Raw genomic sequence first — 19,658 nt, 5'->3', positions numbered from 1 at the left:
CCGGAGGACATCGACTGGAGGACCGTACCCGATCTTCCGACCTGGTCCGGACCCTCCTCGTCGCAGTCCCGGAGGACATCGACTGGAGGACCGTACCCGATCTTCCGACCTGGTCCGGACCCTCCTCGTCGCAGTCCCGGAGGACTTCGACTGGAGGACCGTACCCGATCTTCCGACCTGGTCCGGACCCTCCTCGTCGCAGTCCCGGAGGACGTCGACTGGAGGACCGTACCGGATCTTCCGACCCGATCGATCTCCCCCAACGGCGCGACTCGGTCCGGCGCACAGCGCCGTTCGAGACCATCCGAGGGGGGTGCCATCCCGGGGGACCGACCACCGAGTCGAGCTCGGTGTCCGTTCCTCCCTGCCGGGCGGCCGGGGAGTAACTTACGCATCGCCGGCCGCGGAACGCAAGTCGCGTGCTCGGCCGCGGGCCGGGGCCTGCAGGCCGCGGTTCCTGCTGTCCGTACAGGCCCGCGGTCAGTACAGGGCTGCGGCGAGGGCCCGGCGGGCCGCCACCACGCGAGGGTCATCGGCACCGAGGACCTCGAAGAGATCGACCAGGCGCACCCGGACGCGCTCCCGGTCCTCCCCCGTCGTCCGCCGCACCAGGTCGACGAGACGGAGGAAGGCGTCCTCCACCGCTCCGCCGAACACGTCGAGGTCGGCCACCGCGAGCTGTGCGTCGACGTCGTCGGGCCGCGCGGCGGCGGCTTCGCGCACCGCACGCGGGTCCGCGCCGGCGGTCCGCTCCATGAGGCCGACCTGCGCGAGACCCGCGCGAGCCATGGCGTCGCGCGGGTTCTCACGCAGCGCCTGCTCGTACGCGACGCGCGCCGCCGGGAGGTCGTCACGCTCGATCGCGTCGTACGCCGCCTGGTGCAGCGGCGGCAGGGCGGGCTCCGGCTCGGGCTCCGGCGCGGCCTCGCCGCTCACACGGCCGGTGATGCCGTTCGCCTCCGCCGCGGCGAGCAGCTGGTCGACCACCGCTCGCACCTGCTCGCGCGGGTACGCACCCTGGAACAGCGGGACGGGCTGTCCCCCGAGCACGGCGACCACGGTCGGCACGGACTGCGCCTGGAAGGCCGCGGCGACCTGGGGGTTGGCCTCCGCGTCGATGCGCGCCAGGAGCCACCGGCCCCCGTCCTCCTGCGCGAGGGCGGCGAGGTCCGCGACGACCTGCTGGCTGACCTCGCTCCAGGGCGCCCACAGCGCCACGACCACCGGGTGCTGGGTCGAGGACTGCACCACGTCGGCGAAGGTCGCCTGGTCGACGTCGCGCACGTAGGCGGCCGGGGCCTCGAGCCCACCGGGGCTGCCGGGCGGCGGCGTCGCCGGCCGCACGAGCGTGGAGAGGTCGACCGCGCCGCGAGCGTCGAGTCGGGGGCGGGGCTGCTGCGACGGCTGCGACATCACGAGCTCCTCGGGTTTCGTCGTGCTCAGGTGGGACCGGACGTCGCTGCGCGGCGCACGCGCGCCCACGCCGCAGCGTCAGGAAGGATTCTGCCGGACGTCACTGCGCGGACGCGCCCGTGACCGACTGCTCGCCCGCGAGCACCTGGACCTGGGCTCCGCTGTCGGCCGGCGGGACGTACATGACGACGACACCCGAGAAGGTTCGCGTCAGGCTCGTGCCCGCCGTCGTCGCGCCCCCGGCCAGCGCCGAGTAGAAGGGCTCGACCGTGATGCTGCCGCCCGCCTCGGGCAGGGTGACCGTGGAGGTCGTCGCGATCTCGCTCACGACGATCGCACCGCCGTCCACCGTCGCCAGCGTCACGACCGGCTCGGAGACCGGCGCGTAGGTCTGGGTGAGCGTCGCCGCGTCACCCAGCTGCGTGACGACCGCGGCCCGCTCGGTCTCGATCGCCGACCGGAACGAGTCGGCCGCGAAGCTGCCGGCGTACGAGGACCCGTCACCGTTCGCGAGGACGTCCGTGTACTGCGCGACGGCGTCCTGCGGCGTCATGAGCAGACCCTCGGCGTCCGGCGGGAGCGTGGGGCTGCCCTCCTCGGGCGCCGCGGTCGCCGGCGTCTCGACCGACGGGAGCAGGCGTGCCCAGCCCCACAGCTTGTACGGGTCGCGGGGCGTCGCCTGGCGGAGCACGAGGACGCGCGGTGCCTGGAGGTCGGCGGGCTGCTCGGTGACGACCAGCTGCGTGCGCGGCCAGGTGTCCGTCTCGGGCACGAGCAGCGCCTGCTCGTCGAACGGCAGGACGGTGGGCGGCCGGGTCCCGGCGTTGGCGTTGTTGCGCACGTACTCGGCCGTGCGGATCGCCAGTGCCGGGCCCTCGAGGCGTGAGGCCAGGGTGCCGGCGTCGCCGGCCGCGTCACCCGCGGCGACGACCTCCGCGACGGAGTCGAGCACCCGCTGCGCCTGCGCGACCGACACGGCCGGTGGCGCGACCGCGGGGACGGGCTCCGGCTCCGGCGTCGGCAGCGTCGTGCTGCACGCGCCGAGGGCGAGCAACGGCAGGACGGCCAGGGCCGTCACCGAGAGCTGTCGGCGACGACGCGTTGCCGGGCGGCGGCCCGGGTCGCCGTCGAGCGGCACGGGCGCGAGTCGACGGCCCTTCATCGTTCCTCCTCCGTGGTGGTGTCGTCTTCGGTCGAGTCGAGGCCCCATGCCCGGCGCCAGGCGTCGGCACGCGACCCGCCCGCAGCTTCCGGGGAGGCTCCACCACGCGGGCCGCTCGGCACGGGCGCGTCGCGCAGCCACGCCGGACGCGGCGCGTCGGGGCGCCCGGAGTCCGTACCGGGGACCGGGGCCGACGACCCTGCGGCCGCGGGACGAGCCGGCGCGTCGGAGCCCGGAGACCGGCCGGTGACGGGACCGGGCGGCGGCGGCACGGGCGCCCATCCGGGGCGGGTCGTCGCCCCGCCGGGACGTCCGGGGGCGGTCGGCGCCGCGGCCGCGGGGCCGGACGAGCCCGGCCGGCCCGTGCCGGTCGGACCGCCTGGTGCGGAAGCCGTGCTCCGCGGCGCGTCGGGCGAGCCGGGGGCGCCGGGAGCCGGCAGGCCGCCTCCGCCCGGGCGCGTGCCCGCGGACGGCGCGCCGCTTGCGAGCCACGCGGGCCGGCCGTGCGGCTGAGCCGGGCCGGACGCCTCGGGGGCGTCACCGGGGCGAGCGGGCGTGGAGGGTCCGGCCGACCACGGCGATGGCGCGTCACCACCGACGGACCACCGCGGCGAACCGGCCGACGGGGCACCGGCAGGAGCAGCGGCGGAGCCTGCGGGCACGGGCGCTCCAGGACGTCCCGCGGGGTGCGCGGGTCGCGTCACGTCGCCGGGGGCCGGGGCCTGCGGGGCCGCCGGGCGCCACGCGGGGCGGTCGCCACGCGTGGGCGCGGAGGCGTCGGCACGCGCGGCCGGTGCGACCGGCGCCGGTGCGTCATCCGTGGTCTGCGGTGCGTCCGCCGGTGCCGGCTGGGGGTCGCGTGCGTTCGAGCCGAGGGAGGTCACCGCCCGCAGCGCACGCCGGGTGGCGGGGGCCATCCCCGCGAGCGCACCGCGTCCGCGGCCCGGACCGCTCGTCGCCGGGTCCTCGTCGGGCTGCTGGTCGGGCGCTGCGGAGTCCCGTCCCGCGACGCCGACGGGCGTCACGGCGGTGGCGGTCGCGTCGGCCGGGACGGACTGCGCCGGCGGCGCGTCGGCGTCCGTCGGCGCGTCGTCGCGGGGGGCCCGGACGCCCGTTCCGGTGGCCGCGCCGTGGGCCGCGAGCTCGCGGAGCTGGCGGCGCGTGAGCTGGACGGGGCCGCCGGCCTCGTCGACGGTCGGGAGCGGGCCGGTGAGCACCGGGACCCAGTCGCCGTCCGAGCCGCGGCGAGCACGCCGCACGTCGCGCAGCAGGAGACCCGCGGCGGCGAGCACGAGCAGCGCACCCACGGCGACGCACGGCCAGAGCCACGGTGTGGTCACCACCTGGGGCCACGCGAGCGAGACGCGCGGCGGGCTGCCGTCCGTGCTCGCCGCCAGGACGCTCCAGCGCCCCGGCTGGGCCTCCCAGGTGATCTCGGCAGCGCCGTCACCGGTCGCCTCGGCGACCCACAGGTCGGAGCCGGTCGGGTCGGGCACCGTCGGTGCCGCTTCCTCGCCCTCGGCGGGGGCCTCACCCTCGGCGGGGGCCTCACCGTCGGCGGGGGCCCCGCCCTCGGCGGGGGCCTCACCGTCGGCGGGAGCCTCACCCTCGGTGGCGTCCTCGCCCTCGGCAGGCGCGTCGGCCTCGGGCGTCGGCGCGACGACGTCCTCGGCGGCGAGCTCGTGCCAGCCGGCGAGGCCCGTGACCCGCTGGTGCGGGTCGGTGCCGACCCACCCCGCGACGTCCGTGTCCCGGCCGACCGCCAGGACCACCGGCCCGTCGGCCTCGACGCGGACGGTCACCTCGGAGGCGGCGAGCTCCAGCACGCCGGGATCCGTGACGACGAGGTTCTCGTCGGCCTGCAGCTCGGCCACGAGCACGTCGTCGGCACGCCACAGGGTCGCCGAAGCCACCCCGAGGGCGATGACGACCACACCCACGAGCCCGACCAGGGCGACGACAAGTCGCTTGAGCACGCACGATCCTCTCAGCAGACGAACACCCCAGGATAGGCAGACGGGTCGCGACGGAGGGCACGGGACGGTCCGTCGGACCCGATCGACACGCCACCTCCACGCGCCGCGCACCCCGGTCCCACCCCGCACGCACCGCCCCGCGCGACCCCGGCGGGACGTTACGGGACGAACCGGGCACCCGCACGCAGGGCGCCCCCGGCGGGGCCCCGGCGACACGGCCGCCAACGGCCCCACGACGGCGAACAGCCCTGGTCACGCCCGGTTCGCCGCGTATCCTGACCAAGGGGCACCGGCCCGTCGAGGAGGACCTCGGCCGCAGCCGCCCGCCGGGCCCCTCTTCCAGGAGGATCACCCGTGCCCGAAGCCCGGAACCCGTTCCCCGTCGTCAACTTCCGCGGCTACGACCGCGACGCCGTCGACGAGACCCTCACCTCGCTCGAGAAGGCCCTTGCCGACGCGCGCGCCCAGGTCGAGGCTCTCGACTCGGAGAAGCTGAAGGTCGCCGGCGAGCTCTCCGAGGCGCACCGCCAGCTGCGCGAGGCCGAGCGGCCCACGTACGCGGGCCTGGGTTCACGGATCGAGCAGCTGCTGCGCTCGGCCGAGGAGCAGTCGTCCGACGTCATGACGCAGGCGAACGCCCAGGCGGCGGACGCGCTGGCGCGCGCGAAGCTCGCCGCCGGGCAGCTGCGCGCCCGGGCGGAGAACGAGGTGGCCGAGCTGCTCGCGACGGCCCGGCGCGAGGCGGAGGAGGTCCGGACGACCGCGGCGACGGAGACCGAGAGCTCGCTGCTCGCCGCGCAGCGCCGTGCCGAGGAGCTCGTCGGGTCGGCCGAGCGCGAGGCCGCCCGCATCCAGAGCGCCGTCGCGACCGAGGAGAGCGACCGTCGCACGTCCCTCGAGCGCGAGCTGGGCACGCTGCGCGCCCGTGTCGAGCACGAGGCGACGCAGCTGCGCATCGCGACCGAGCGGACCGCGACCGAGCTGCGCACCCGCACGGAGGCCGAGACGGCCGCGCTGCGGGAGGAGACGGAGCGCTACGCGCAGGACCTGCGCCAGAGCGCCGACCAGGACACCACCGAGCTGCGCCAGCGCGTCGAGGCCGACGTCGCGGCGCTGCGCGGCGACGCCGAGCGGTACGCCGCGCGCGTCCGGTCCGAGGTGAACGCCGAGGTCGCCGCGTGGCGGCAGGCGGCGGCGGAGGAGACGACGGCGCTGCGCGCGGCTGCCGCCGAGTACGCGGACGCGACGCGGGCCGCCGCCGAGCGCGACGCGGCGGCGCTGCAGCAGCGGGTCGCCGCCGAGGTCGCGGCCCTGCGCGGCGAGGCCGAGCAGTACGCGGCGTACGTGCGCGCGACGGCCGAGCGCGAGGCGAGCGAGCTGCGCTCGACGACCGGTGACGAGATCGCGCAGGCGCGCGCCGAGGCGGAGGACGCCGTCGCGACGCTGCGCACCGAGTCCGAGCAGTACGCGGCCCAGCTGCGGGCGCTGGCCGACCGGGAGACGACCGAGCTGCGCGAGCGCTCCGGCTACGAGGTGGCCCACCTACGCGAGACCGCGCAGCGCGAGACCGACGAGCTGCGGGCGACGACCGACCGCGAGACCGCCGAGGCGGTCGCGGCTGCCGAGCGCGAGACCACCGAGCTGCGCGAGCGCACGCGTCTGGAGATCGAGCGCCTCCAGACGGAGGCACGCCGCGCGATCTCCGAGGCGACCACGCAGGCCCGCACGCGCGCGGACGAGCTCGTCCGACGCGCCGAGCAGCAGCTCGCCGACGCGGAGCTCGCGATCGCGGCCCAGCACGAGGCGGCCGAGCGGCACGACGCCGAACGGCACGAGGCGGCACGCGTCGAGACCGAGCGGCTGGTCGCCGACGCCGAGGCGCACGCCTCGGAGGCCGAGGAGCGCGTCGCCAAGGCCCTCGCGCACGCCGAGAAGGTGCGCATGGACGCGGAGAAGCAGGCGGCCGAGCTGGTCGCCAACGCGCGACGCAACGCCGACCGTGCCGTCGCCGAGGCGCGCGAGCACGCGGAGAAGCAGATCTCGGACGCGCTCACCGAGTCCGAGCGCGAGCGCAGCACCGCGACGCGTCAGGTCGAGGACCTGCACCGCCAGCGCGAGTCGATCACGTCGTACCTCGACGAGCTGCGCCACCTGCTGGGGACCAACCCCGACCACGCCGCGCTGGAGAAGGCGGGCCGGATCGAGGCGAAGTTCGCGCAGGCTCAGGCGGCACCGGCACCGGCACCGGCGCCCGAGACCGGGGCGACGACCTCGGCACGGTCGGAGCGGTCGCAGGCGCCGTCGGACGGCGACGCGCAGCGCGGCTCCGACGAGCCGGCGGACGGCGGGACGCCCACGGGCGACGACGCCGCGCCGGGCGCGGGCCCCGAGCAGGACGCCGCGACTCCGGACGAAGCCCCCGACCGTCCCGCGGAGGGCGACCCGGCGGGCGCGCGGGCGGACACGCCGCGGTCCGCGGCGGACGCACCGGCCGGGAGCACGTCCGAGGCTCGGCCCTCGAACGACAGCGCGGCGTCCGACGCGACCGCGCGCCCGGCTCGTCCCGTGCGGCCGGCACGCTCCAAGGCGCGCCCGGCCCCCGTCTCGGCGGCGATCCCGGTCGTCCCCTCACCCGCCGTGCGCCAGCAGGACGACGCGCGGGACGCCTCGTCCGGCTCCCGCTGACCCGCCGGAGCACGAGCACACCATGAGCCCCGACCAGCCGGTGCCGGACGGCACCGAGGGCGGCCCGGTCCCCGCCTCCGCGCAGGACCAGGCCGCCCGCTGGCGAGAGCAGCGCCGTGAGGCCGCGAGCGCCCACGGCGAGGCCCTCGCGGCGCGGCAGCGCGCGGAGTCGGCGCGGGCACGCGCCATGATCGACGAGTTCCTCGAGCAGGCGCGCGCGCTGGGCGTCCACCCCGTGCCGCTGCACGTGCGGTCGTACGACGGCCGCGCGCGCTACCGGACGCCGCTGCAGGGCTGGTACCTGCGCCGCGACGAGACGGTGGGCATCGACACCGCCGGGGAGTTCTACGTCCTGACGACGCCGACGAGCGTCGTGGCACGCCTGCGCGGCGTGACCCCCACTCCGCAGGACCCGCCGCTGGTCATCGGGGCGGGCGGCAAGGACGGCGAGTCCATCGACATGCCCGACGCGCTCGCGCGGGTCCTCGCCGGCGAGGTCTAGCGCCGGCAGCAGCGCCGGCGACGACCGTCAGGCCACCGGGTCGTGGACGCGCTGGGCCAGGTCGGCCAGCGCGCTGCGCACGGCGTCCGCGTCCTCGACGGCCGACAGGTGCCCGACCCGCGGGACCACGACGAGCAGCGCCTGCTCGACCGCGGCGACCATGTGCTGCGCGGCGTCGGTGCCAGTCACGGCGTCCTCGTCGCCGACGACGACCGTGATCGGCCCGTCGAACGCGCGCAGCACGTCCGTCCGGTCGGGACGCGCGGCCATCGCCCGCTGCCCCCACGCGACCCGGGCGGGGTCCTGCTCCCCGATCCACGCCGTGACACGCTCGACCACGTCGGGGCGCGCGCTGCGCGTCGTCTCCCCCAGCAGCACGTCGGGCATGCCGCGCACGGGGTCCACGCTGCCCGCCTCCTGCACCGCGTCGGCGACCTCCCGCCGCTTCGCCGCCGCCTCCGGGGTGTCGGCGGTCGACTTCGTGTCGACGAGCGCGAGCGCCGCGACGAGCTCGGGATGCCGCTCGAGGAGCGCGAGGGCGACGTAGCCACCCATCGAGAGACCGGCCACGACGGCCGGGCCGGGCCCGGCCGCGCGGATCGCCGCGGCCACGGCGTCCGCGGCGTGCTCGAGCGCGGGCTCGGGCAGGGGCTCGCCGGGCGCCACGGGCAGGTCCGGTGCCAGGACCTCGTGCGTGCGGGCGAGGCCGGCGGCGACGTCGTCCCACATCCGGTGGTCGAGCGGGAAGGCGTGCAGCAGGACGATCGGGGTGGCGGCGGTCATGCGTCCTCCTGGTGCCGGCGGGCGGCGTGTCGACGGACCGGGTGCCGGTGGACCGGCGGCCCTGCGCGTGCGGCAGCTGCCTCGTCCCGGTGGACGCCACCCCGTGGGGAGCGCCCTGGTCACCGAGCCTAGCGAGCGTGCTGCCCGCCCGCGGCCCGGGCGCGTGCGCGTGCGGCCGCCCGGTCCAGCAGCACCGCGACGCCGTCGTCCGCGTTGGACGGCAGCGTCTCGTGGGCAGCGGCGCGGACGGCCGGGTGGGCGTTGGCCACGGCGAACGCGCGGCCCGCCCACGCGAGCATGGGCAGGTCGTTGGGTGCGTCGCCCACGGCCCACACCTGGGCCGGGGTGATGCCGCGTGCCGCGGCCCACGCCGCGAGCGTGGCGGCCTTGGTGACCCCGGGCGCGGCGATCTCGCCGAGCGCGCCGGCAGCGGACGACGTCACGTGCGCGAGGTCGCCGACGACCGCCTGCGCCTCGGCGACGAACGCGTCGGCCTCCTGCGCCCGTCCGGGCGCACGCAGCAGGAGCTTGAGCGTGGTGGGCGTCAGCACGTCCTCGATGCGCCGGGCGGTGGGGCTGCCGGCGGGGACCTCGTGCTCGGAGACGAACCCGTGCTCGGACGCGAACCCGGCCGCGCTCTCGGCCGCCAGGTGCACGGCGTCGGGTCCCCACGCGGCGCGCAGACGGGCGGCGACGGCGGCGACGCGCCGCGCGTCCATGCCGTGCTCCTCCAGCACGCGCAGACCGGCGACGTCCACGACCGACGCGCCGTTCGCGCAGATCGCCACGCCGTGGCCGGCGACGTGGGACGCGAGGTCCGCCAGCCAGCGGTGCGGCCGGGCGGTGACGAACACGACGTCGAGCCCGGCGTCCTCGGCGGCCGCGAGCGCGGCGGCGGTGCGCCGCGACACCGCGCCGTCCGGGCCCAGCAGCGTGCCGTCGAGGTCGCTCGCGACCAGCCGGACGTCGCTCGCGGCGTGCCCGTCCGACGCGTGCTCGGGGTCGGCCGTCATCGGCGCGTCGGGCCGCGTCGCGTGCGCGCCTGCCAGCAGGCGCCGTGCCAGTGCCGGCGCTCCTCGAGGCCGTCGCCCCGCCACGAGTCGGTGCGCCACGCGACGACGTGACCGCTGCCCGCCGGCACGACCTGGTCGCAGCCCGGGCAGCGGTACTCGCGGTCGGAGCCGCGCACCTGCTGCACGACCCACTCGCCGTCGGGGCCGGACTCGGCGCGTCGGCCGCCCGTGGCGCGGTCGACGTCGAGCGGCACGTACGGCGCGCCGTACGGTCGGCGCTCGGATCGGCGGGAGCGGGGCACGGCACCATCCTCACCCGGCGGGCGCCGGCGGCACCAACGCCGCCCGGTCCCCTTCTCGCGCGCGCACGAGGAGGAGGACCGGGCGGCCGGGTGTCACAGGGTCGCGGCGGACTCCGGCGTCGGGATCTCGCCGGTGCGGACCAGCTCGCGGTACCAGCGTGCCGAGTCCTTCAGCGTGCGGACCTGGGTGTCGTAGTCGACGTGCACGACGCCGAAGCGACGGTCGTACCCGTACGCCCACTCGAAGTTGTCGAAGAGCGACCACACGAAGTAGCCGCGGACGTCGACGCCCTTGTCCCGCGCCTCGCCGACGGCGTCGAGGTGGTCGTGCAGGTAGGCGACGCGCTCGTCGTCGTGGACGCGCCCGTCCTCGGTGACCGTGTCGTAGAACGCCGCGCCGTTCTCGGTGATCGCGAGCGGCAGCGCCGGGTAGCGCTCGTGCAGCTCGAGCAGCAGGTCGACGAGGCCCTGGGGCTCGATGTTCCAGCCCATCGCCGTGTACGGGCCGGGCTGCTTGAGCCACTCGACCTGGTCCGCACCGATCCACGGGCTGACGACCGACGAGCGGTGCCCGTCGGGACCGGGCGTGCCGTCGCCCACCGGCGGCGTGCCGTGCTGGACCCGGCCCGTCGAGTAGTAGTTGACGCCCAGCAGGTCGATCGGCACCCGGATGAGCTCGAGGTCCCCGTCCTGCACGAACGACCAGTCGCTGATCGTCGCCGTGTCGGCGGCCACGCGCTCCGGGTAGGCGCCCTCGAGCAGCGGGCCGAGGAAGACCTCGTTCGCGATCGTGTCGATGCGGCGCTTGGCCTCGACGTCCGCGGGGTCGTGCGACGCGGCGCGCGTGACGTGCAGGTTCAGCGTGATCGAGACCGGGGTGTCCGCGCCCAGCTCCTCGCGGATCGCGGTGGCGGCCAGGCCGTGCGCGAGGTTGAGGTGGTGCACCGCCGCGAGCGCCGCGGCGGGGTCGGTGACGCCGGGGGCGTGCACGCCGGAGCCGTAGCCGAGGAACGCCGAGCACCACGGCTCGTTCAGGGTCGTCCACAGGTGGATCCGGTCGCCCAGGGCGCGCGCGACGACGCGCGCGTACTCGGCGAACGCGTACGCGGTGGAGCGGGACGTCCACCCGCCCTGGTCCTCGAGCACCTGCGGGAGGTCCCAGTGGTACAGCGTCACGACGGGCTTGATGCCCGCGGCGATCAGCCGGTCGACGAGGTCGGAGTAGAAGTCGAGACCGGCCTGGTTGACCTCGCCCGTGCCCCCGGGGACGATCCGCGACCACGAGATCGAGAAGCGGTAGGCCTGCAGGCCGAGGTCCTTCATGATCGCGACGTCCTGCGGCACCCGGTGGTAGTGGTCGACGGCGACGTCACCGGTGTCGCCGTCGAGCACCTTGCCCGGCGTGTGGGAGAACGTGTCCCAGATGGACGGCGTGCGGCCGTCCTCGTCCACGGCACCCTCGATCTGGTAGGACGCGGTCGCCGAGCCCCACAGGAAGTCGGCGGGGAACTGGCGGCCGGACGGCCTCGTCGTGCGGGTCATGGCATGGCCTCCGAGAGGTGCGCGGATCAGGGTGCCGGCGGACCGGGCGGGTCGCTCGCCGCGACGCGCGGCATCGGTGCCGCGCGAATCGAATCGATACGATACACGGCGTGGGACCGCTCCCGCACCCGTCGGACGACTCGCCGCCCTCCCACCGTAGGGCCTGGGGCCCGCGCTAGGGTGAGGCGCATCACGCGGGAGGACGCGAGCCTGCGGGCGCGCAGCACGTGACGGACGGAGCGACGTGGCGAGCACCATCGACGATGTGGCACGAGCGGCAGGGGTGTCGACCTCGACGGTCTCCTACGTCCTGTCGGGCAAGCGCCCGATCTCGGCACCGACGCGCGAACGCGTCGAGCGCGTGATCCAGGACCTCGGCTACCGGCCCCATGCCGGCGCGCGGGCCCTCGCCTCGAGCCGGACCGACGTGCTCGCCCTCATGGCCCCGCTGCGCGTCGACGTCGACGTCGCGGTCGTCATGCAGTTCGTCGCGGGCGTCGTCACCGCCGCGCGCACCTTCGGCCACGACGTCCTGCTCCTCACCTCCGACGAGATCGCCGGCATGGAGCGCGTCGCGTCGGGCTCGATGGTCGACGCGCTGGTGGTGATGGACGTCGAGGCGGAGGACCCGCGGGTGCCGCTGCTCGCCCGCCTCAGCCAGCCGGCCGTGCTCATCGGCCTGCCGCGCGACCCCGGCTCCCTGTCGTGCGTCGACCTCGACTTCGACGCCGTCGGGCGCCTCGCGGTGCAGCACCTCGCCGACCTCGGGCACCGCCGGATCGCGCTCATCGGGTCGCCGCGTGCCGTGCTGGAACGTCACACCTCGTACGCCGAGCGCATCATCGGGGGCTTCACGGGGGCCGTGGCCGACGCGCGGCTCGCGGGTGCCGTCGAACCGTGCGAGGCCTCTCCGGTCGGCGCTGCCGACGCCGTCGACCGGGTGCTGGCGCGCCTGCCCGACGTCACCGCGCTCGTCGTCCACAACGAGGTGGCGCTGCCGTGGGTGCTCGCGACGCTCCGCGAGCGCGGCCGGCGCGTGCCCGACGACCTCTCGGTCGTGGCGGTCTCCCCGCCGGACGTCGCCCTCGGCCAGCCGCTGCCGCTGACGAGCATCGACATCCCCGCCCACACGATCGGGACGGTGGCCGTCGAGATGGCGATGGCCCGGGTCCTGCGGGCCGCGCCGGCCGAGACGCGGCTGCTGGCCCCGCGGCTCGTCCGGCGCGCGAGCACCGCTCCCCCGCCGGCCTGACGCCACGGGTCACCGCGGGCCGCGTCAGGTGATCCAGCCGCCCCCGCGCATGACGCGGACGGGGCGCAGGAGGTCCGTCGTGACCACGAGGTCGGCCCGTCGGCCCGCGACGAGCGCCCCCACGTCGGGCCGGCCGAGCACCTGGGCAGGGGTCGCCGACGCGGCCCGGACCGCGTCGGCCAGGGGCACGCCCGCCGCCACGGTCGTGCGGACCACGTCGAGCAGGTGGGCGACGCCACCGGCGATCGCACCGGTGCGGGGCGAGCCTCCCGGCACGTCCTCGAGGACGCGGGCCACACCGTCCGCCACCCGGACCGCCTGCGGCCCGAGCCGGTAGTCGCCGTCGGCCATGCCCGCCGCCGCCACCGCGTCGGTGACGAGCACGGCGCCGTCCGGGCCCACCAGGTCCAGGACCGACCGCACGGTCGCCGGCACCAGGTGCGTGCCGTCCGCGACCAGCTCGACGACGAGCTCGCCGCGCGCCGCCGCGGCCAGGCAGGCCGCCACCGGGCCGGGGTCGCGGTGGTGCAGCGGACGCATGCCGTTGAAGAGGTGCGTCGCCGTCGCGCGCGGCCCGCGCGCGCGGGACGAGGTCGCGAGCAGGTCGAACGCGCGCGCGATCGCGGCCTCCACATCCTCGGCCGACCCGTCGGTGTGCCCGACCGACGGCAGCGCGCCGGCCTCGACGAGCGCGGCCAGGACGTCGTCGCCCCCGTCCGCGACCCCGGGGACCTCGGGTGCCACGGTCATCGAGACCAGGTGCCCGCGCGCAGCAGCCGCGAGCTCGCGGACCAGGCCGGCGTCGCCGGCGACCATGTGCTGCGGGTGCTGCGCACCGCACCGCGCGCGCGACAGGAACGGTCCCTCGAGGTGGACACCGGCGACGACCCCGTCGTCCGCCGCACGGCCGAGCAGTTCCGTTCGAGCCAGCAGGACGTCCCGCGGCGCGGTCACCAGCGACGCGACGAGCGTCGTGGTGCCGTGCCGGGCGTGCTCGTCGGCGGCGCGGCGGACATCGTCGGCGCCGGTCGCGTCGGGGAAGCTCGCACCACCCCCGCCGTGGCAGTGCAGGTCCACGAGGCCCGGCAGCACGAGCGTGCCCGCCGGCGGTGCGGGCGGCAGGTCGCGCACGGGCGCGGCGCCGGCCGGGCCCACCCAGACGATCCGACCACCGTCGAGCACCACGACGCCGTCGCGCAGCACTCGCGACGGCGTGACGACGTCCCCGCGCACCGTCGACGCACCGGGCCCGTCCGAGAGGTCGTCCACCATGCGCCCATCATCGCGCAGGACCCGTGCGCGCCGCGGGGGCGCGTCGGGCTGCGGCTCGGCTCAGCGGACGGGTGTGCGCTCCGGCACCTCGCGGGCGTCGCGCCGGCGAGCGACGAGACCGGCGACGAGCCCGCCCACGGTCCCGCCGAGCGTCGGCAGCCCGACCATCTCCCCCAGCAGGCCGGACGACAGGTCCCACGGCCAGGACGAGAGCAGCACCCACGTCTGCACGACCCCGACCAGCGCACCGCCCGCCAGCCCGACCACCGCGTACACCGCGAGCGAGCGTCCGAGGCGGGCGAGCAGGGCGCGTGCCAGCACCACGATCGGCACCGCGCAGAGCACGGCCGGGCCCGCGGCGTACAGCAGTCCGAGCGACGGCACGGTGGCGACCGAGGCGCTCGGACCCTGCGCCACCAGGATGCCGACCGCACGCACGAGCCACACCGTGAGCACCGCCGCCGCGACGCCCACGACGGCGGGGAACGTCCAGAGGCGGGTCACGGGCGCACCGCCGCCACCAGCCGCAGCACCTCCTGCGCGGCGCCCGAGACGACCGGTAGCCGGGAGAGCGCGACGAGGCGCCCCACGAGCGGTGCGAGGCCGTCGATGAGCACCCGCGTGCGCCGCGCGTCGGGCGAGGAGTCGTGCACCCAGAAGACCGTGATCCCGAGCTGCGCGAGCCACAGCAGCTCGGGCAGGTCTTCGCGCAGCGCGGACGGCACGGCCGGCCGCGCTCCGTCGACGACCTCGCGGAACAGCGAGCAGCTGAGCTCGGCGGTCGACGCGGAGGACTCCGAGAACGGGCTCGCGGGCGAGCCGGGACGGATCGCCGTGCCGATGGACTCGGCGCCGAACTGCCGGTACGGCCCGAAGGCGTCGATCCCCGCCTGCCACGCGACGCGCACGCGCGAGGCGAGGTCCCCGCCCGAGGCGAGCTGCGCACGCGCGTGCGCGACCTGCTCGCGGTTCACCTCGAGGTAGAGCTCCTGCACGAGGTCGTCCTTGGACCCGAAGTGGTGGTAGGCGTTGCCCACCGCGACACCGGCCTCCTGTGCCACGACGCGCATGGTCGTCGCGTCGTACCCCCGCTCCCGGAAGAGGCGCAGCGCGGTCGTGCGGATGAGCTCGCGGGTCTCGTCCGCGGTACGGCGAGCGGTCACGGCTCCGCCGTCGCGGCAGCGTGCGCCCGCTGCGCAGCGCGGCGCCGCACGAGGGCACGTCGCGAGCGCCCCACGAGCAGCCGGCCGCCACCGGCACCCAGAGCGCCCTCGGCGGCCAGCAGCAGGGAGATCGCCGGATCGGGCGTGAGGTCGCGGCCGACGAGCCCCAGCAGCACGGCCGCCACCGCGCCGACGACGGCGAACACCACGACGTGACGACTCTCGCGCGGCTCGCGCCGCAGGAGCCAGGCCGTGAGGACGCCGGCGGGCCACCCCACGACGAGGACGGGCACGAGCGCCCCGAACGACGCGACCGCCAGCATGACGCCGAACGCCACTGCGCCCGGCCAGACCCCCGAGAGCGCGAGCGTGAGGAGACCGATGCCGGAGTTGACCGTGACGAGCAGGAGACCGCACCAGACGGTCAGCTCGAGGACCCCGAGGACGTCGAGCTGCTCGGCGGCCTGGCGTGCGGGGGCGTGGGACCGCGTGTCCGCGGTCGCGGCGGGGACCTGGGAGCTGCTCATGGATCCATTGAACACGTTCATGTGAACATGTTCAAGAGTTTCGGTGCGCTCCTTCGGCGTCGCGAGGGACATCAGAACAGCCGCGAGTCGACGTCGTCGACGCCGCGCATCGCGTCGTAGTCGAGGACCAGGCACGAGATGCCCCGGTCCACCGCCAGGACGCGCGCCTGCGGCTTGATCTCCTGTGCCGCGAACACGCCCCGCACCGGCGTCAGCAGGGGGTCGCGGTTCAGCAGCTCCAGGTACCGCGTGAGCTGCTCGACGCCGTCGATATCGCCGCGGCGCTTGATCTCGACCGCGACGGTCCCGCCGTCGGGCGCCTTCGCCAGGATGTCGACCGGGCCGATGGCCGTCGGGTACTCGCGACGCACCAGGGTGTGGCCCGAGCCCAGCAGCGCGATCTGCGCCGCCAGCAGCTCCTGCAGGTGCGCCTCGACGCCGTCCTTCACGAGGCCCGGGTCGACCCCGAGGTCGTGGGCGGAGTCGTGGTGCACGTCGTACAGGTCGATGACGAGCCGGTCGTCCGACTTCGCGTTCTGGACCGTCCACACCTGCGTCACGCCCGCCGCGCGCTGCTCGGCGTCGGGCTCCCCCACCACCAGCGAGCACGGCGGGCTCATCCAGTTCAGCGGCTTGTAGGAGCCGCCGTCGGAGTGCAGCAGCACCGACCCGTCGGCCTTGACGACGACGAGCCGGCGCGCACGCGGCAGGTGCGCCGCCAGCCTGCCCGTGTACCGCGCGGCACACTCCGCCACGACCAGGCGCATGCGCGCTCTCCTCCAGTTGCTGCGGGGTCAGATGACCTTGCCGACCCGGGACGGGGTGGCCTCGAGCCACGAGGTGAAGCCTGCGTACGCGTCCGCCGACATCTGCAGGCGGATCTCACGGGGCGCGCCGCCCGACGACGGCACCACCCGGCAGCGTGCCACGACCGCCTGCGGCCGGCCGGGCACCGACGGCAGGACCGTGCGCTCCAGCACCTCGATGCTGCCCCGCGACCACGTGCGCGCGGGCCTGGGCACGATCGACAGGCGTCGCCACCAGTAGAGCGTCACGGCGCCGTACTGCCCGACGCCGCGCGCTGGCGACGACGGGCCCTCGCGCCCCACCTCGACGAGCAGGCAGGAGAACGAGCCCACCCGGCGCGCGAGCGTGCGGGTGCGGGACAACCACAGACCTGCGACGACGCCGGCGAGGGCCACCAGCGAGGCCAGGACGACGACCAACCACGCCGCACCGTTCACGCCGTGACCTCCTCGCCGACGTCCGCCGCGTCAGTGCCCGGTCGGGGCGGCGCCCGCCGTCGTCGAGGCGGAGTCGACCACCACCGTCACCAGGTCGGAGTCGACGGAGAGGAACCCTCCGTCGACCTGCCAGGACAGCGGCGCACCGCCTCCTGCCGGGACCACGCGGACCGCGCCCGGGCGCAGCACCGACAGGATCGGTGTGTGCCCCGCGAGGATGCCGATGTCACCGTCGGCTGCGGGAGCCGACACCTGACGCGCGGTGCCGGACCACACCTTGCCGTCCGCTGCGACGACGTCGACCTCGAGCTGTGCCACCGTGCTGCCTCCTGAGTCGGTGCGGTACGTCGTCTGGGCCCGAGGGCTCAGACGCCGTACTCCTTCTGGATGCGGGCCCAGTTGCGCTCGAGGTCCTCGAGGCCACCGATGTTGAAGAACGCCTGCTCCGAGATGTGGTCGAACTCGCCGTCGGCGATCTTCTTGAACGCCTCGACCGTCTCGCTCACGGGCACGGTCGAGCCGACGACACCGGTGAACTTCTCGGCCATGTAGGTGTTCTGCGAGAGGAACTGCTGGATGCGGCGCGCACGCGCGACGATCGTCTTGTCCTCCTCGGAGAGCTCGTCGACACCGAGGATCGCGATGATGTCCTGGAGCTCCTTGTTGCGCTGCAGGATCGACTTCACCCGCGTCGCCACGTCGTAGTGCTCCTGGCCCACGTACCGCGGGTCGAGGATCCGGCTGGTCGACGCCAGCGGGTCCACGGCCGGGTACAGACCGCGCGACGCGATCTCACGGCTGAGCTCGGTCGTCGCGTCGAGGTGGGCGAACGTCGTCGCCGGCGCCGGGTCGGTGTAGTCGTCGGCGGGCACGTAGATCGCCTGCAGCGAGGTGATCGAGTGACCACGCGTCGAGGTGATGCGCTCCTGCAGCTGACCCATCTCGTCCGCGAGGTTCGGCTGGTAGCCGACGGCGGACGGCATGCGGCCGAGCAGCGTCGAGACCTCGGAGCCGGCCTGCGTGAACCGGAAGATGTTGTCGATGAAGAGCAGCACGTCCTGCTTCTGCACGTCGCGGAAGTACTCCGCCATCGTCAGCGCGGACAGGGCGACGCGCAGACGCGTGCCCGGCGGCTCGTCCATCTGGCCGAAGACGAGGGCGGTCTTGTCGAACACGCCCGCCTCCTCCATCTCGACGATGAGGTCGTTGCCCTCACGCGTGCGCTCACCGACACCGGCGAACACCGAGACACCGCCGTGGTCCTGCGCGACGCGCTGGATCATCTCCTGGATGAGGACGGTCTTGCCGACGCCGGCACCACCGAACAGGCCGATCTTGCCGCCCTGGACGTACGGGGTCAGCAGGTCGATGACCTTGATCCCGGTCTCGAACATCGTCGTCTTCGACTCGAGCTGGTCGAAGGCCGGGGGCTTGCGGTGGATCGGCCACCGCTCCGTGATCTCGAGGGTCTCACCCTCGGCGAGGTTCAGCACCTCGCCGGTGACGTTGAAGACGTGGCCCTTGGTCACGTCGCCGACCGGCACCGAGATCGGCAGGCCCGTGTCGCGCACCTGCGCGCCGCGGACGAGGCCGTCGGTCGGCTTGAGCGCGATCGCGCGCACCAGGGAGTCGCCCAGGTGCTGCTCGACCTCGAGCGTCATGGTGAAGCCGCCGGAGGCCTCGCCCTCGCCCTGCGTCGAGAGGTCGATGTCGACCTCGAGCGCGTTGTAGATCTCGGGGATCTGGTCCGGCGGGAACTCGATGTCCACGACGGGCCCGATGACCCGCGCGACCCGGCCGACGCCGGGCGTGCCGGCGTTCGCGGCCGTCGCGTCGACGGTGGTGGCGGTCATGTCTGCCTCGCTTCGCTCGTCCGGGCCGCTCAGGCGCCCCGGCAGGGGTCTGTGTCGTGCTGCGTTCGTGGTCAGGAGGACGCGAGCGCGTCTGCGCCCGACACGATCTCGCTGATCTCCTGCGTGATCTCGCCCTGACGCGCCTGGTTGGCCAGACGCGTGTAGGTGCGGATGAGGTCCTCGGCGTTCTCCGTGGCGGTGTGCATGGCCCGCTGCCGTGCCGCGAGCTCGGAGGCCGCCGCCTGGAGCAGGTTGGCGTAGATGCGCGTGCGCACGTAGCGCGGCAGCAGCGCGTCCAGCACCTCCTCCGGGCTGGGCTCGAACTCGTAGAGGGGCAGCGCGTCGTTCTCCTCCACCGGTGCGACACCCTCGACGACCTCGAGCGGCACCATGCGGATGACGCGCGGCCGCTGGGTCACCATGTTCACGAACTGCGTGAACACGACGTGCACCTCGGCGACGCCGCCGTCCTCCGCCGGGGCGCGGAACGCGTCCAGCAGGGCGTCGGCGATCTCGTCCGCGATCTCCGGCGTGGGGGCGTCGGAGAACCCGGTCCACCGCCCCGCCAGCTCGCGCTGGCGGAACGTGTAGTAGGCCACCGCGCGACGGCCCGCGACGTAGAGGGCGACCTGCTTGCCCTCAGCCTCGAGCCGCTGCACGAGACGCTCGGTCTCGCGGATGACGCTCGCCGAGTAGGCGCCCGCCATGCCGCGGTCCGACGCGATGAGCAGGACCGCGACCCGCCGCGTGTCCTCGCGCTCCACCAGGAACGGGTGGGACGTGTCGGAGTGGGTCGCGACCGCCGAGACGGCACGCGTGATCGCCCGCGAGTAGGGGGTCGCCATCGCGACGCGGTCGCGCGCCTTGCCGATGCGTGACGCCGCGATGAGCTCCTGCGCGCGGAACATCTTCTTGAGCGACTGGGTGCTCTTGATCCGCGCCTTGTAGACGCGCTGCTGACCCGCCATG

General features: G+C 75.5%; 19 protein-coding genes. 3 read left to right on the top strand and 16 right to left on the bottom strand.

Going from position 1 to position 19,658, the window contains the following annotated elements:
- Positions 1–480: 480 nt before the first annotated feature.
- The 3 genes from H9657_RS15075 to H9657_RS19435 form a co-directional block, all read right to left on the bottom strand.
- Positions 481–1,413 carry a tetratricopeptide repeat protein gene (locus H9657_RS15075; protein ID WP_191784232.1) on the bottom strand — a complete coding sequence of 311 codons (933 nt, stop codon included), beginning with the start codon at positions 1,411–1,413 and terminating at the stop codon, positions 481–483.
- 100 nt (positions 1,414–1,513) lie between these two features.
- Positions 1,514–2,575, bottom strand: a complete 1,062-nt coding sequence (locus H9657_RS15070) for a hypothetical protein (RefSeq protein WP_225215371.1) — start codon at positions 2,573–2,575, stop codon at positions 1,514–1,516.
- The gene (locus H9657_RS19435) at positions 2,572–4,551 is read right to left on the bottom strand and encodes a hypothetical protein (protein ID WP_191784231.1); all 1,980 of its coding nucleotides are present in this window, start codon (positions 4,549–4,551) and stop codon (positions 2,572–2,574) included. The genes H9657_RS15070 and H9657_RS19435 overlap by 4 nt, the downstream gene beginning before the upstream one ends.
- A 354-nt stretch (positions 4,552–4,905) precedes the next feature.
- Here H9657_RS19435 and H9657_RS15060 point away from each other — a divergent pair, with 354 nt between their 5' ends.
- Both H9657_RS15060 and H9657_RS15055 read left to right on the top strand, forming a co-directional pair.
- Complete coding sequence (locus H9657_RS15060; RefSeq protein ID WP_191784230.1) at positions 4,906–7,236, top strand: coiled-coil domain-containing protein; 2,331 nt, start codon at positions 4,906–4,908, stop codon at positions 7,234–7,236.
- 22 nt (positions 7,237–7,258) lie between these two features.
- The gene (locus H9657_RS15055; protein ID WP_191784229.1) at positions 7,259–7,738 is read left to right on the top strand and encodes a hypothetical protein; all 480 of its coding nucleotides are present in this window, start codon (positions 7,259–7,261) and stop codon (positions 7,736–7,738) included.
- Positions 7,739–7,765: 27 nt separating this feature from the next.
- Here H9657_RS15055 and H9657_RS15050 read toward each other — a convergent pair whose 3' ends face one another.
- The 4 genes from H9657_RS15050 to H9657_RS15035 form a co-directional block, all read right to left on the bottom strand.
- Positions 7,766–8,521, bottom strand: a complete 756-nt coding sequence (locus tag H9657_RS15050) for an alpha/beta fold hydrolase (protein ID WP_191784228.1) — start codon at positions 8,519–8,521, stop codon at positions 7,766–7,768.
- 128 nt (positions 8,522–8,649) lie between these two features.
- Positions 8,650–9,534 carry an HAD family hydrolase gene (locus tag H9657_RS15045; protein WP_191784227.1) on the bottom strand — a complete coding sequence of 295 codons (885 nt, stop codon included), beginning with the start codon at positions 9,532–9,534 and terminating at the stop codon, positions 8,650–8,652.
- On the bottom strand, positions 9,531–9,836 hold the full coding sequence (locus H9657_RS15040; RefSeq protein WP_191784226.1) for a hypothetical protein: 306 nt from the start codon (positions 9,834–9,836) through the stop codon (positions 9,531–9,533). Before H9657_RS15040 ends, H9657_RS15045 begins: the two co-directional genes overlap by 4 nt.
- Before the next feature lie 93 nt (positions 9,837–9,929).
- Positions 9,930–11,378, bottom strand: a complete 1,449-nt coding sequence (locus H9657_RS15035) for a GH1 family beta-glucosidase (RefSeq protein ID WP_191784225.1) — start codon at positions 11,376–11,378, stop codon at positions 9,930–9,932.
- A gap of 244 nt (positions 11,379–11,622) precedes the next feature.
- Between H9657_RS15035 and H9657_RS15030 the strand changes: the two genes are divergently transcribed.
- Entirely contained in the window at positions 11,623–12,630 is a 1,008-nt protein-coding gene (locus H9657_RS15030) for a LacI family DNA-binding transcriptional regulator (RefSeq protein WP_191784224.1), read from the top strand.
- Between the two features lie 24 nt (positions 12,631–12,654).
- On the opposite strand, the gene H9657_RS15025 is transcribed toward H9657_RS15030, so the two are convergent.
- The 9 genes from H9657_RS15025 to H9657_RS14985 form a co-directional block, all read right to left on the bottom strand.
- Positions 12,655–13,902 (bottom strand): N-acetylglucosamine-6-phosphate deacetylase, encoded by a 1,248-nt coding sequence (locus H9657_RS15025; protein WP_191784223.1) that lies wholly within the window; start codon positions 13,900–13,902, stop codon positions 12,655–12,657.
- A gap of 60 nt (positions 13,903–13,962) precedes the next feature.
- Positions 13,963–14,406: a hypothetical protein gene (locus H9657_RS15020; protein WP_191784222.1), complete on the bottom strand. Its 444-nt coding sequence runs from the start codon at positions 14,404–14,406 to the stop codon at positions 13,963–13,965.
- The gene (locus H9657_RS15015) at positions 14,403–15,065 is read right to left on the bottom strand and encodes a TetR/AcrR family transcriptional regulator (RefSeq protein WP_191784221.1); all 663 of its coding nucleotides are present in this window, start codon (positions 15,063–15,065) and stop codon (positions 14,403–14,405) included. Before H9657_RS15015 ends, H9657_RS15020 begins: the two co-directional genes overlap by 4 nt.
- On the bottom strand, positions 15,062–15,592 hold the full coding sequence (locus H9657_RS15010; RefSeq protein ID WP_191784220.1) for a hypothetical protein: 531 nt from the start codon (positions 15,590–15,592) through the stop codon (positions 15,062–15,064). Before H9657_RS15010 ends, H9657_RS15015 begins: the two co-directional genes overlap by 4 nt.
- 71 nt (positions 15,593–15,663) lie before the next feature.
- On the bottom strand, positions 15,664–16,359 hold the full coding sequence (gene nucS, locus H9657_RS15005) for an endonuclease NucS (protein ID WP_191784219.1): 696 nt from the start codon (positions 16,357–16,359) through the stop codon (positions 15,664–15,666).
- A 27-nt stretch (positions 16,360–16,386) separates the two neighbouring features.
- Positions 16,387–16,836, bottom strand: a complete 450-nt coding sequence (locus H9657_RS15000; protein ID WP_191784218.1) for a DUF2550 family protein — start codon at positions 16,834–16,836, stop codon at positions 16,387–16,389.
- Positions 16,837–16,866: 30 nt separating this feature from the next.
- On the bottom strand, positions 16,867–17,154 hold the full coding sequence (locus H9657_RS14995) for a F0F1 ATP synthase subunit epsilon (RefSeq protein ID WP_191784217.1): 288 nt from the start codon (positions 17,152–17,154) through the stop codon (positions 16,867–16,869).
- Between the two features lie 47 nt (positions 17,155–17,201).
- Positions 17,202–18,689, bottom strand: coding sequence for a F0F1 ATP synthase subunit beta (atpD, locus tag H9657_RS14990; protein ID WP_191784216.1), 1,488 nt, complete (start codon positions 18,687–18,689; stop codon positions 17,202–17,204).
- Positions 18,690–18,760: 71 nt separating this feature from the next.
- A complete protein-coding gene (locus H9657_RS14985) occupies positions 18,761–19,657 on the bottom strand; it encodes a F0F1 ATP synthase subunit gamma (protein WP_191784215.1) in 897 nt (298 codons plus the stop codon).
- Position 19,658: the final 1 nt, after the last annotated feature.

Source organism: Cellulomonas avistercoris, from assembly GCF_014836445.1.
GTDB classification, from domain to species: domain Bacteria; phylum Actinomycetota; class Actinomycetes; order Actinomycetales; family Cellulomonadaceae; genus Cellulomonas; species Cellulomonas avistercoris.
Note: the sequence above shows the minus strand (reverse complement) of the source record. Positions and strands in the feature narration are given on the sequence as shown.

Bases quoted from the DNA above. Each gene is read 5' to 3' on its own strand.
- H9657_RS14985 (WP_191784215.1), bottom strand. From the start codon at position 19,657: ATGGCGGGTCAGCAGCGCGTCTACAAGGCGCGGATCAAGAGCACCCAG.
- atpD (WP_191784216.1), bottom strand. From the start codon at position 18,689: ATGACCGCCACCACCGTCGACGCGACGGCCGCGAACGCCGGCACGCCC.
- H9657_RS15025 (WP_191784223.1), bottom strand. From the start codon at position 13,902: ATGGTGGACGACCTCTCGGACGGGCCCGGTGCGTCGACGGTGCGCGGG.
- H9657_RS15035 (WP_191784225.1), bottom strand. From the start codon at position 11,378: ATGACCCGCACGACGAGGCCGTCCGGCCGCCAGTTCCCCGCCGACTTC.
- H9657_RS15055 (WP_191784229.1), top strand. From the start codon at position 7,259: ATGAGCCCCGACCAGCCGGTGCCGGACGGCACCGAGGGCGGCCCGGTC.
- nucS (WP_191784219.1), bottom strand. From the start codon at position 16,359: ATGCGCCTGGTCGTGGCGGAGTGTGCCGCGCGGTACACGGGCAGGCTG.
- H9657_RS15070 (WP_225215371.1), bottom strand. From the start codon at position 2,575: ATGAAGGGCCGTCGACTCGCGCCCGTGCCGCTCGACGGCGACCCGGGC.
- H9657_RS15045 (WP_191784227.1), bottom strand. From the start codon at position 9,534: ATGACGGCCGACCCCGAGCACGCGTCGGACGGGCACGCCGCGAGCGAC.
- H9657_RS15010 (WP_191784220.1), bottom strand. From the start codon at position 15,592: ATGAGCAGCTCCCAGGTCCCCGCCGCGACCGCGGACACGCGGTCCCAC.
- H9657_RS15050 (WP_191784228.1), bottom strand. From the start codon at position 8,521: ATGACCGCCGCCACCCCGATCGTCCTGCTGCACGCCTTCCCGCTCGAC.
- H9657_RS15075 (WP_191784232.1), bottom strand. From the start codon at position 1,413: ATGTCGCAGCCGTCGCAGCAGCCCCGCCCCCGACTCGACGCTCGCGGC.